9 protein-coding genes are annotated in these 13,075 nt (G+C 32.1%); 3 read left to right on the top strand and 6 right to left on the bottom strand.

Going from position 1 to position 13,075, the window contains the following annotated elements; genetic code table 11:
- Window positions 1-422: 422 nt before the first annotated feature.
- Complete coding sequence (gap, locus tag VB798_RS18625; RefSeq protein ID WP_323261108.1) at window positions 423-1,433, top strand: type I glyceraldehyde-3-phosphate dehydrogenase; 1,011 nt, start codon at window positions 423-425, stop codon at window positions 1,431-1,433.
- 84 nt (window positions 1,434-1,517) lie between these two features.
- Here the strand turns inward: gap and trmB are convergent, their stop codons facing one another.
- The 6 genes from trmB to VB798_RS18595 all read right to left on the bottom strand — a co-directional run bounded on the left by trmB (window position 1,518) and on the right by VB798_RS18595 (window position 10,589).
- Entirely contained in the window at window positions 1,518-2,174 is a 657-nt protein-coding gene (gene trmB / locus VB798_RS18620; protein ID WP_323261106.1) for a tRNA (guanosine(46)-N7)-methyltransferase TrmB, read from the bottom strand.
- Between the two features lie 23 nt (window positions 2,175-2,197).
- On the bottom strand, window positions 2,198-3,490 hold the full coding sequence (locus VB798_RS18615) for a bifunctional folylpolyglutamate synthase/dihydrofolate synthase (protein ID WP_323261104.1): 1,293 nt from the start codon (window positions 3,488-3,490) through the stop codon (window positions 2,198-2,200).
- A 138-nt stretch (window positions 3,491-3,628) separates the two neighbouring features.
- A complete protein-coding gene (locus VB798_RS18610) occupies window positions 3,629-4,591 on the bottom strand; it encodes an energy transducer TonB (RefSeq protein ID WP_323261103.1) in 963 nt (320 codons plus the stop codon).
- 29 nt (window positions 4,592-4,620) lie between these two features.
- Window positions 4,621-5,679, bottom strand: a complete 1,059-nt coding sequence (locus tag VB798_RS18605; protein ID WP_323261100.1) for an HU domain-containing protein — start codon at window positions 5,677-5,679, stop codon at window positions 4,621-4,623.
- Window positions 5,680-5,727: 48 nt separating this feature from the next.
- Window positions 5,728-7,416, bottom strand: coding sequence for a TonB-dependent receptor (locus VB798_RS18600; protein ID WP_323261098.1), 1,689 nt, complete (start codon window positions 7,414-7,416; stop codon window positions 5,728-5,730).
- A gap of 149 nt (window positions 7,417-7,565) precedes the next feature.
- The gene (locus tag VB798_RS18595) at window positions 7,566-10,589 is read right to left on the bottom strand and encodes a tetratricopeptide repeat protein (RefSeq protein WP_323261096.1); all 3,024 of its coding nucleotides are present in this window, start codon (window positions 10,587-10,589) and stop codon (window positions 7,566-7,568) included.
- A 225-nt stretch (window positions 10,590-10,814) separates the two neighbouring features.
- Between VB798_RS18595 and VB798_RS18590 the strand changes: the two genes are divergently transcribed.
- Window positions 10,815-12,626 (top strand): M61 family metallopeptidase, encoded by a 1,812-nt coding sequence (locus VB798_RS18590; protein WP_323261094.1) that lies wholly within the window; start codon window positions 10,815-10,817, stop codon window positions 12,624-12,626.
- A gap of 106 nt (window positions 12,627-12,732) precedes the next feature.
- A partial coding sequence (locus tag VB798_RS18585; protein WP_323261092.1) for a hypothetical protein occupies window positions 12,733-13,075 on the top strand: 343 nt, incomplete at its 3' end.

Raw genomic sequence — 13,075 nt, 5'->3', positions numbered from 1 at the left:
AAAGAACAAAAATGTAACCATTTTATGATTATTAAAGTTTTTAATACTTTAAATAAGAAGTCTGCCCTACCCTTTTATTATTTATTGATTTAAAGGTATCTGAAGCAGATTCTTCATTGATTTTTAGATGCCAATGAAGAATTGAACCTCTCTTGATTTTGCTGGTCAAATGTTTATTTTTCTAGCTTTAATGTAATTACGAGAGAGTATAAAAGTGAGAGATTGAGCGAAATTATCTTTAGTAAACAGAGTTAAACAAACTATTATTTTTAGTAATTTACAAACACTCTAGAATGTTTTACTAAATTTATTAACATTAATTGCTAAACAATTTACTCCTATTATAAATTAAAAAGACTTGTATTATTATTCTTAAAACTCTACTTTTGTACTGTAGATTTAATCATTATCCCTTATTTAAAATGGCAAAGGTAAAAGTTGCAATCAACGGTTTCGGACGCATAGGACGCTTAGTCTATCGTCAAATTTATAACATGGAAGGCATTGACATCGTAGCAATCAATGATCTAACTAGTCCTAAAGTATTAGCTCATTTGTTAAAATATGACTCAGCTCAAGGACGTTTCAATGCAGAAGTTACTTCTACTGATAACACAATTACTGTTAATGGCGAAGAAGTAACAATTTACGCACAAAGAGATCCAGCACTTATTCCTTGGGGTAAACATGAAGTTGATGTTGTATTAGAATGTACAGGATTCTTTACTGACAAAGAAAAAGCTTCTGCTCATATCACTGCTGGTGCTAAAAAAGTAGTAATCTCTGCTCCTGCTACTGGAGATGCAAAAACAATTGTATTTAACGTAAATCACGATATTTTAGATGGTTCTGAAACAGTAATTAGTGGTGCTTCTTGTACAACGAACTGTTTAGCTCCAATGGCAAAAGTATTAGAAGAACAATTTGGTATTGTAAACGGTTTAATGACAACTGTTCATGCTTATACAAATGACCAAAATACTTTAGATGCTCCACATCCAAAAGGTGATTTAAGAAGAGCTAGAGCTGCTGCTGAAAACATCGTTCCAAACTCTACTGGTGCTGCAAAAGCAATTGGTTTAGTACTTCCTTCATTGAAAGGTAAATTAGATGGTTCAGCACAAAGAGTTCCAACTATTACAGGTTCATTAACTGAGCTTACTGTAATTTTAGCTAAAAAAGTTACTGCAAGCGAAATTAATGAGGCTATGAAAGCTGCTGCAAACGAAAGCTTTGGTTATACTGAAGATGAAATTGTAAGTAGCGATGTAATTGGTACTTCTTTCGGTTCATTATTTGATGCAACACAAACTAAAGTACAAAATGTAGGTGATTCTCAAATCGTTAGAACTGTATCTTGGTATGATAACGAAATGTCTTACGTTTCTCAATTAGTACGTACAGTAAACTATTTCGCTCAATTGATTAAATAATTTAATCTGCTGTTTCGCAAATAAAAAAGGTGATTCTATTCATAGAGTCACCTTTTTTATTTGCGAAGTTTTAACTAACGTTGTTTATGAGAAATAACAATATAAATAGTTTATATTAAAGCCTTTAGCAGTAAATATTTCCTCAAATCTGGTTTTAATATTATAATGCCTTACATTCAAATCAGAATTATAAAGGTCTTCAGTTTTAGTTAATTCTTTTACTCCAAAGTTTTGAAGCATTGATACAGAGTATTTAAAGAAAGATTCAGAGTCAGTTTTTAAATGTAAACAGCCTCCAGCAACTAAAATTTTAGCATAAATCTCCAAAAAACGAGGATTTGTAAGCCTTCTCCTTTCGCCACTCTGTAATACTTGCGGATCAGGAAAAGTTATCCAAATCTCAGCGACTTCATTTTCATTAAAAAATGATTCTAATTCATGTACTTTCGTCCTAAGAAAAGCAACATTATATAAATTTGCCTCAGTAGCCTTTATACTTCCAACTGCGATTCTATCCCCCTTAATATCTATTCCTATAAAATTTTTATCTGGAAATAATTTTGCGAGTCCCACAGTATATTCTCCTTTTCCACAACCTAATTCAAGAACAATTGGATTTGAATTTTTAAAAACTTCTTTATTCCACAAACCTTTTACTTTTTCATAAAGAGGTTTTCCTTCTTGTATTACATTTTCTTGAGTAATATTACTTTCAAATCTTATTGCCTTCTGTCTTCCCATTTAATATTCAATATTTTACTTTTTTATAATTCGTCAATATCCGCTACTACAAAAGTACTTCCGCCAACATAAATCAAATCGTCGTCAGAACATTTACCTTTTACAAAAGCAATTGCCTTATTAACTTCTTCAATAACCTCTCCTTTTAATGCGTAACTTTCTGCTTTTTCTTGCAACAATTTTGCTTCTAAGGCTCTAGGAACATTTGCTTGACAAAAAATATAATTTGCTTCTTTAGGAAGCATTGTTAGAATTCCATCAATATCCTTATCCGAAACAAATCCTAATATCATCCAAAGCTGATGATATTTAACCTTAGCAATGCTTGATAAAATCTCAGTAATTCCACTTAAATTATGTGCTGTATCACAAATCATCAACGGTTTTTCTGACAAAACTTGCCAACGACCTTTTAAGCCAGTAATTGATACAACTTTTTCAATTCCTTGATAAACAGCTTCTTCTGAAATATTAAAGCCTTGTTCATTTAAGATTTCTACCGATTTCAATACTCCAAGAATGTTTTTTAATTGATAGCTTCCTGTGAGTTGAGAAACCAATGTTTTTATTGTTCCAGTTCTTTTCTTTGAAATTTCTAATTCCAAAGAAGTACCATTATTCACAGAAGATTTGATTTCAAAATCTTCTTCTGCAAAATAAATTTTAGCATTTTCTTCTTGAGCTTTTAATAAAAAGACATCCTTTGTTTCTTTTTGAAATTCACTGATAACAACTGGTGTATTTTTTTTGATAATTCCAGCTTTTTCTCCTGCAATTTGAGGAAGAGTATCACCCAAAATATCGGTATGATCAAAACTAATATTAGTAATAACTGATAATTCTGGATTAATGACATTAGTAGAGTCTAATCGTCCACCCAAACCAACTTCAATTACGGCAATATCTACCTGCTGTTTAGCAAAATATTCAAAAGCCATACCTACACTCATTTCAAAAAAAGAAGGCTTTAAATCTTCTAAAAAAACCTGATTATCAGCAACATAAGAAATAACCTCTTCTTCAGGAATTGACTGTCCATTAATACGAATTCGTTCAGTAAAGGATTTTAAATGTGGCGAAGTATATAATCCAGTTTTATATCCCGCTGATTGTAAAATAGCTGCTAAAAAATGAGAAGTACTTCCTTTTCCGTTGGTTCCGGCAATGTGAATAGACTTAAATTTTTCCTGAGGATTTCCTAAATGATTACAAATAGCAAGTGTATTATGAAGATTTGCCTTGAAAGCTTTTTTACCAATTCGATGAAATACTGGTAATTGCTGATATAAATAATTGATTGTTTCTTGATAAGTCATTTTTTCAAAAATCGGAAGTAATCCAAACTGGATAAGCATCCAGATTATTTATCTTTATTGAATGATAAACAAAGATAATTGATGAACTGCCTTAAAAGAAAAAAAGTGTAAATCTTTCGACTTACACTTTTGAATTAATTATCTTGGACTCAACTTAAATGTTACTGTTCCTGATGAGTACTCAGGCCTATCTCCATCGCTCGTTGGTCTAAATTTTGTTCTCTGAACTGTCTTTTTGTACTTCTGCATCACTGTTGGGCTTACCGTACTTTCTAAAACACTAATATCTACTACGTCTCCATCTGAATCAACTTTGATTTTAAATCGGATAATTCCAGTATCGTTTGAGTCATCATCAACAACTGGTTTGCTAAACCAAGTCCAACCAGTTAAACTTAATGAACTTCCACCACCAGCGTTCCCTCCTGTTCCACCATTTCCATCTCCTAGCGGTCTTTTAGAATATTCACCTCCTTGAACTATTTGTCCATTTGGTTGGCCTTGATTACCTTTTCCACTAGTATTTCCATCTGAAGCTCCACCTGCTCTTGAATCAGAGCCTGTTGTTCCATTTGAAGCTGAAGTACCTTTTTTTGTTGGTAATAAAGCTGAGTTATTAATTTTTTCAACGGGTTTAGCAGGAGTTGGAGTTGGCTTGACTTCAGTTGGTTTTGCTGATAGAATCTTTTTATCAACTTTAGTATTTAAACTCTCTTTTACTTTAACTGGACTGCTAAGTTTACTACTTACAAGTGGCGCTTCCTTTAGTGATTTTACAACTTTTTTTATTTTTTCTACTTCTGGAGCAACTACAGCTGGCTTAGTAATTACCTTTTCTACAGGAGCAGCTTTAGATTCGTTTGCTTCTTTTAAATCACTGGCCTTGTTTCTAGTATAAACATTACCACTTCCAGATTTATCTGTTCCAAAATTTAGTACAAAACCGCCACCACCTGCTAATTCTTCTTTTTTATTCTCCTCGCCTGTCCATACTGTAATGTACCAAAACAAGTAGAACATTATGGCATTGACGACAATAGTAATAATTAGCGCTCTTTGCCTATTCTTACTTTCTTCTTGTTCGAGATGATAGGAGTTCATTGTAATTAATTTTTATAGATTCACAGAATTTACTTTTTAAAAATCCAGGCATTTTGATTGATTGCTTTGGCAACTTTTACAGCTTCCTCATTAGCACTTTGTTCGTCTGTAAAACCACCTGCTGAAACCTTTATTAATCTACCTCTTTTACTAGGTTTTAAAATTGAAGCTTTTGAAAAACCTTTACTTTTTAAAACATATAATTGATTTTCAGCATTCTCTCTTTCACCAAAGCTACCTGTTATTACAAAAAAACGATTCTCATCATCATTTATTATCGGCTTTACAATGTTCACTAAAGTATCTTTTTTAATTAATACTGTAGCTACCTTAATTGGCTCAGCTTTAGGAATTACTTTTTCAATCGGTTCTGCGTAGGCTTCCTGAGCTTGTTTTTGAGAAAAATGAAAAGGATTGAATGAGCTTAAGCTGTTTTTCTCATTATCGTATAAATAAATAGCTGAAACAAATAAAGCCGCTGAAAACATTCCTAATAAAAATTTCAATACTGCTGTTCCTCTTCTACGATTATTTCGAATTTTACTCTTGCCAACCAACTTAACTTCTTCAGCAGAAGTTTCACGGTCATTACTTGCAAAAACTTGTTGAACAGTTTTCTGAGAAACCTTAGTATTGATTTTTTCTACTTGAATAATTGGTTTAATAAAAGTAGATTTTTTTATTACAATTTTTTCTAATCCGAAGCTTTCACCAAGAAAATTACTGTTCTCAGAAGGATTGAATTGAATTTTACCTTCTTCATTTTCAGTAAAAGTACCTACTCCACTAATATCAAAACGCTGATCAAAACGTATTCCTTTTTTAGCTGTTTCTACAAAAGATTTAATTCTCAGGTTTGCTTCATCTCTACTAATTCCCTCATTCTTGGCAATATAGTTACTCAACAAACCATCATCATTTTTCAATAAACCATTGAATGCCAACCATTTTTGAGCAGGCTTGATGTATTCTTCAGATTTATCAACCTTAGCACAATCAAAATTGGTAACGAATCCACCGAAATCTGGGATTACAACACAATCTTGTTCAAAGAGTAATTCTCTAATATGATTTTGTACCGTTGTCATAAATTTTAAAATAATTCAAATAATTGTTTTTATGTTCTATTTACGAATTTAGAAAGAATATGACAGACCACCAAGAAAATTCACCCCTTGTGTAGGATAATATAAGTAACGCTGATAGCTTTTATTCAATATATTATTCACAGAAATAAACAAATTCAAATGATCTGAAAGTAAATAAGTAGCTTTGAAATTTAAGTCGATAATTGATTTAAGTTTCACTTCACGGTCTGTTACGTAATTTTTACCTTTCAATCCAGTCATCATATAAAAATCAGATGCTAACAACAATTTGTTTTTAACAGTAAAGGTATTCGTCCAAATTGCATTGAAAGCCGGACGATGCCATGCGCCCTCAAGATTACCTAAACCACTATAAACATTTACGTCAAATTTGAAATTTGATTTCCAAATATCTTGAATTTGATAACTTGCCTGACCTGAGAAAGTAGTTACTTTTACAATCGTTGTATCATTTGAATACATCACATCAAAACGAGTACTATCAGTTGAATTACTATTAAATACATAGAAATCTTTGTAACGAGCATAACTTACTTTGGCTTCTACCGAAAGTCCATTAGATAAAGTAGCTTTTCCTCCAACAAAATAATCAGCCGTTTTTCTTGTATTTCTTAATTGAGTAAATCTACCAAGCCATTGATTTTCTGTTAATAAAGATGTAAGATTATTCGCATAAACATCTCCTTCATAACCAGCAAATACTTTTACACCTTCCAAAGGTTGAACATCAAGCTTAACAACAGGATATAAATAACTGCGATTGAAAGTATTTTTTTCTCGGTCATTAATAATATTTAAACCAGCTGAAATCGAAAACAAATCATTCTTGTATTGGAAAGTTGGTTTTAGCTTGTATAGATTTCGATATAAAGTAAGCGAATCTTGACGCTGTGCTATTACAATATTACCCTCCATCAAAGCTGATAATTCTTCTGTTAATGGATAAACGCCTTTCAAACTTGCATTCCAAACTAATTCATTAGCTTTAAGATGAGTGAATAAATAAGATAGATTTGAATTAAGGACATAATCTACTTTCGCATCTTTTTTATTATTACTGATTGCTCCTGTGAAATTAAATTTATTCCAAGAATTAAAAATTTGAGATTCTGGGAAATTAAAATTGCTCTGACTATAAGCATAAAAATCAAAACCTCTCCTTTCCCACCCTAATGAACCTGCTAATTTTATAGCACTTAATGAAGTACGGCTATGTACTTTAATTAAATTTTGAGATTGACCAGAATAGTTTGCACCAATCGGACCTAATCTGAAAGCATTATGTTTTATATAAATGCCATGATAATTATCTTCTCCAGTAGAAATCCCTGCGTGTCCTTCTAAAAAAGTATGTCCATAATTACCGAAACCTGCTCTGATGATATTATTATATTTTTCAGCATTTTCGTCTTCCTTAGTACTCCCTTTGTCAGGCATTGTAACAACTGGACTAAATTCTGGTGTTTCTACAGGCAATCTTCTTTCAGTAAATTCATATCGAATTGGCTTTTTACTATTATCAATTTTTGCCGTTGAAATCTTTTCGAAAATTCTGTTGGCTTGTGGCAAATTTACTTTTGCTTCTTTCCAAACTTCAATTTCATCTGTTTTTACTTCTCCTTCTTTTTTCTGAGCATTCATTTTTAATGAAAAACCTAGTGCCATGATTAAAAGAGGAACTCGTGTATATATGGTATTGAATGAGCTATTTTGCATTTTAAGAAAGGTTTTAATGACCTAATCAATTCTGTCTGTTTGAATACTATGTAGTCAATGAAAAATAAACGATGCTTTTATATGAATTAAATAAATGAATATCAATATTTTATATTCTTAATTAATCTCTCATAATTCATCTTTATTACTTATCTTCTTTCGATAGCTTTTAATTTTGCTTTTGCTTCAGTGACGATTTCTTGATCTGGAAGATTTTCAATAATAGAGTTTAAAGTAGCACGAGCCTGAACGATATTATCCAAACCTACAAAATCATCAGAAAGTAATAAATAAGCTTTTCCAACAATGTTATCAGAAGCATCAGCAAAATCATTTCTGAATTTACTGATAATCATTTCAGACGACTCTTTGTACTTTCTTTGAGTGTAAAGAATTCTCGCAATTAAATACTGTGCTTCAGCACCATAATTATCTTTGGCAATCGCAATTGTTTGATTGAAGAAATCTGTAGCCTTTACATAATCGTTTCTATCCAAATAAATTTTACCTGTGTAAAGTTTAGCTTTACTTTTTGCACCTAATACTAAATCAGGAGTATTGGCTACTTCATTGGCATAATAAATAGTAGAATCTGTTCTTGATATTTTATAATACGATTCCATCAAACCAATTAAAGCTGATTGTTGGTCTTTTTTATCAGCAACTAATCTTAAAATGTTTTTGTAATTCGTAATGGCTCTATTAAAATTGTTTGCATTATATTCAATTTCTGCTGCTTTTACCAAGGCTTTATTGACTGATTTATATTTATTATCAGCAATTACTTGGTAATAATAATTCAATGCTTGGTTTTTGTCATTTAACTTATTGTAAGATTCAGCAATCAAATATTTCGCTTCATACGATTCAACACTTGTTGGATTTTTACGAATGTATTCTGTTAAAGCAGGAATGGCTTTATCGAACTTATCAGCATAAAAAAGACGTTTCGCTGTTTCGTATTCTAAACCAACGACCGAATTATCCGTTGGATTAGTTCTTTGATATTCCATTAAAATCATTGAAAAATCATCTGGGCGACCTACTTCATTCAATGCTTCTTGAACGCCAGTTAAAGCATCTTTACTTTGTGGAAGCGTTGGGAAATTCTTCAAAATATTTTTATAATCTAAAATCGCCGCTTCATGATTCGCTGTATTCGAGAAAGCCGCAGCTCTTTTCAATAAAGCATTAGGAATCAATCTACTTTGCGGTTTATTATTAATCAATTGCGTGAATCTTGTAATAGCAGGAATGTATCTACCCGCTACAAATTCAAGATTTGCTTCTTGATAAAGCGCATTATCAAAATAAAGTGATTGAGGAAAATCTGATTGTACTTTTTGGAAAGCAGCTTTTGCACCCGCTTCATTTCCTTTCAATGCTAAAACCAAACCTTTTTGGAAAGTAGCATAATCACGGTCAGAACGATTACCAGCAATGGCTTGGTCATAATAAGAAATCGCTTGGTCGTAATTTTTAGAAGCAAAATAAGTATCTCCTAAACGCACCAAAGCATCTTGAAATGACTGAGAATCACCAGAGGATTTCATTAAATCAGCATACTCTTTGAAAATTCGATTCGCTTTATCATATTCTTTATTATTGTAATAGCAATAAGCTAAAGAATATCTACTTTTTCCTTGTAATTCAGCCAAAGTACTTACAGATGGGTCTGAAGTTCCAATAAGCAATTGATATAAAGGAATTGCTTCAGCATAACGTTTCTCTGCTGATAAAGCTTCTGCTTTCCAGAAAATAGCTGAGTATTTAGTTTCAGCACTTTCTGGTGTTAATAAAGATTTCTCAAAATAAGGAAGTGCATCAACATAACGCTCATCGTTGTAAAATTTCACTGCTTGGTTGAATGAAATTCTTTGATAAGCTCCATTTGTTCTTGGAGTACGTTTTCTTAATCCTTCAATATAAGCTAAAGCGGCTTGATAATTATTTGAATATAAATAAGCTTCGCTCACCAATTCATTGGCTTCGTCTTCATATTTTGAATTTGGATACTTTGCCAGAAAACCTTCAAAAGATTTGATTGACTCCGCTCCTCTTTGCAAATCCAATAATACTTTGGCATAATTGAAATCTGCATCCTCAGTAACCGTTTTATTGAAACTTGTTTTTCTAGCTTGGTCAAATGCCCCTAAAGCATAATTTGGATTATTGGCTTTCAAATAACTAATGCCTAAAATATAAGCAGCGTACTGTCCTAAAGTATCTCCTTTGGCTGCTACATTTTTTAATTGTTCACTGGCAAGCGCAAATTGGTCTGTTTTATACAAACTATAACCATAACGATAGGCAATCGTTGGTGGCATTCCTTGCGACTTATAGTTTTTATAAATGGTGTAATAATTTTCAGCTTTTACGTAATTAGCTTGTTGAAAATATACTTCTGCACTTAATAAAGCTACATCGTCTAATTTCTTTCCTGAATTTTTCTCTCTTAATAAAGGCTCAGTATAGGCCAACATTTCAGTATATTTTCCTTGACGGTAATAACTATGGGCTAACCAACTTGGAATTTCTGAGAAATATGCCGTAGAAAGTTCTGCTTGTTTAAAATCAAAAATGGCTTCTTCATATTTTTTATCACGGAAATTGATAATTCCTGAATAGTAAGAAGCTGAGGAAGCATAAGCCCCTTGTCCGCCTTTAATAGCACTAAAAATATTTAATGCTTCTCTGTAATTTTGAAGCGTGAAATGTGAAATTCCTAAACGATATTGTGCTTCTTCATTTGATTTCGGACTTTTCGATAAATAATCTACTGCACGTGCATAATCTCCTTGATCATAAAAGTAATTACCAATCTCAGTAAAAAGTGTTGCCGCAATCGGATGTTCAGGATAATTTCTAACAAATCTGCTGGCCAATAATTCTGTATCAGAATAATTCAAATACAAACTGCATTTCACTAAATAATATTCTGCCCATACTTTGTTGGCATCTTCTTTTTCCAAAAAGGTTCTGTCTGCTTCGAGGTATTGTGCTAGTTCTGCTCTACAGGCTTCATAATTCTTCGATTCAAAATGTTCTTGTCCATTTCTAAAATGCACAGAAATATCTGAATAACTTAAAGTGCTTTGTGCCAAAGTTGTTGTCTGGAAAGCAATTGTTGAAGTAAGAAGTGTTGAGATTACTAACGAAGTTAATCTTTTCATTAGAGATGATTTTTAGGGTGTTTAATCTATCAAAAAATGTAAATGTGATTATTTTTAGATAGAAAATAATTTGTTAAACAAGCTATGGATTGTTACTTTTGACATTTGTGAAAAGTCTTTAATGCTTGCTTATTCTGAATTGGAACGCAAATTTAGAAAGACACCAAGCATTTTTCACAGCAAAGTATTATTTAATTTTAAAACGTTCATAACAAACATTAAATTATGAAAAAAAAATCAATATTAGCCGTATTTCTACTCATTTGCCAATTTCTGAGGGCACAGAACCCCATAAGTCAGCCTAAAATTGAGTACACACTTTCAATGGAACAACCTCAAACGCATTACTTTGATGTAAACCTGAAAGTATCTAATCTTGACATCAAAACAAAAACTCAAGGTTATGTTGATTTCAAAATGGCTGTTTGGACGCCCGGCTCTTACCTTGTTCGTGAATATGCCAAAAATGTTGAAAGTGTAAAGGCTTCTAACAAAACAAATCCTTTAAAATCAGATAAAATCAATAAAAATACTTGGCGAGTTCAAATTGATAAAAACACGAATGAAGTAAATATTTCCTATAAAGTATATGCTTATGAGTTATCTGTTAGAACATCTTTCTTAGATGATTCTCATGGTTATTTGAATCCAGCAAGTGTATTCTTATACGCTAATGCTTGGAAACAAGTTCCTTCAACTCTTACAATCAAGCCTTATCAAGGTTGGACTACCGTTTCTACGGGCTTAAAAAACATTGGTACTTTTACTTATCAAGCTGAAAACCTTGATATTTTGATTGATTCTCCTATCGAAATTGGTACGCAGAAAGTATTATCATTTGATTTGAATGGAATTCCTCATAAAATTGCGATGTATGGCGAAGCAAAATTTGATGATGCCAAAGTAACCGCTGATTTCAAAAAAGTATGCGAAGCTGCTTTGTCAGTAGTGGGCGAACATCCATGTAAAGATTATACTTTCTTGATTCATAATTTAGCTGCGGGTGGTGGTGGCTTAGAACACTTAAACTCAACTACTTGCCAAACTTCAAGAAGTAGTTATGCTGACCCAAGACGTTACCAAAGTTTATTAAGCTTAGTGGCTCACGAATATTTCCACTTATGGAATGTAAAACGTATTCGTCCAAAAGCACTTGGTCCGTTCGATTACGAGAACGAAAACTATACCCACATGTTGTGGTTCTCGGAAGGTTGTACAAGTTTTTACCAAAGTTATATTTTGCGCAGAGCGAATATTCAAAGTGTAGAAGATTATATTAATACTTATGCGTCTGAAATTAACACGATTGAAAATCAACCAGGAAATAAAACACAATCTGTAACAGAATCTAGCTGGGATGCTTGGATAAAATATTATCGCCCGAACGAAAATTCAAAGAATAGTACCGTTTCCTATTATGACAAAGGTGCTGTGCTAGGCGGAGTATTGAACCTTATTATTTTACAATCGACAAAAGGTGGAAAAAACCTCGATGACGTAATGAGAGCTTTGTACAATGAATATTACAAAAAACAAGGTAGAGGTTTTACGGATGAAGAATTCCAGAAAACAGTGGAAACAATTGCTGGAAAAAGTATGAATGATTTCTTCCAAAAATATATTTTCGGAACAGAAACAATTCCATATAATACTTATTTAGAAGCAGTTGGAATGAATTTAGTGGATAAAAATGCAGATAAAAACGAGCCTTTCTTGGGTGCAGAATTAAGCAAAACTACTAATTTAAAAATCACGGGTGTAATCAAAGATTCACCTGCTTATATTAACGGTTTGAATGTAAATGATGATATTTTACAAATCGACGGACAAGCTGTTACTAAAAATGAGGATGTTCTGAAAGCAGTAAGCAACAAGAAAATTGGAGATGTATTAATAGTTAAAGTAAAACGAGATGGTTTAGAAAAAACATATCCGATTACTATTCTGAGAAATCCTACCAAAAATTTCGTGATTGAGCCTTTGGCAAATCAAAGCCCAGAACAACAAGTACTTTATAAAAAATGGTTATTTTTATAAGATAATTTAATAGTATTTCCCCACAAAAAAGGCTTCTTGTTCAAAACAGGAAGCCTTTTTTGTGGAAATAATCATTTAAGATCCCGAATCACAAAATATCTCTTCGATGACACTTTTCATCTCTTCGGAATCACAAATTAAGTCTTCGATGACGCTTTACATCTCTTCGGAATCACAAAATAGGTCTCCGATGACACTTTATATCTCTTCGGAATCACAAATTATGTCTTCGATGACGCTTTTTATCTCTTCGGAATCACAAATTATGTCTTCGATGACACTTTTCATCTCATTGGAATCACAAATGATGTCTCCGATGACACTTTTCATGGGACTTTTCATTAAACTGTGTCAATCTGATTTAGAACTTAAAAAGGTTTACTTTTACTTAGACACAATTTTATGGACACTCCTGACACATTTGATTTTGAGACTTTTAAGCAAGAAGC

Origin of the sequence: Arcicella lustrica, from assembly GCF_034930985.1 — a bacterium.
Taxonomy (GTDB): Bacteria; Bacteroidota; Bacteroidia; order Cytophagales; family Spirosomataceae; genus Arcicella; species Arcicella lustrica.
Note: the sequence above shows the minus strand (reverse complement) of the source record. Positions and strands in the feature narration are given on the sequence as shown.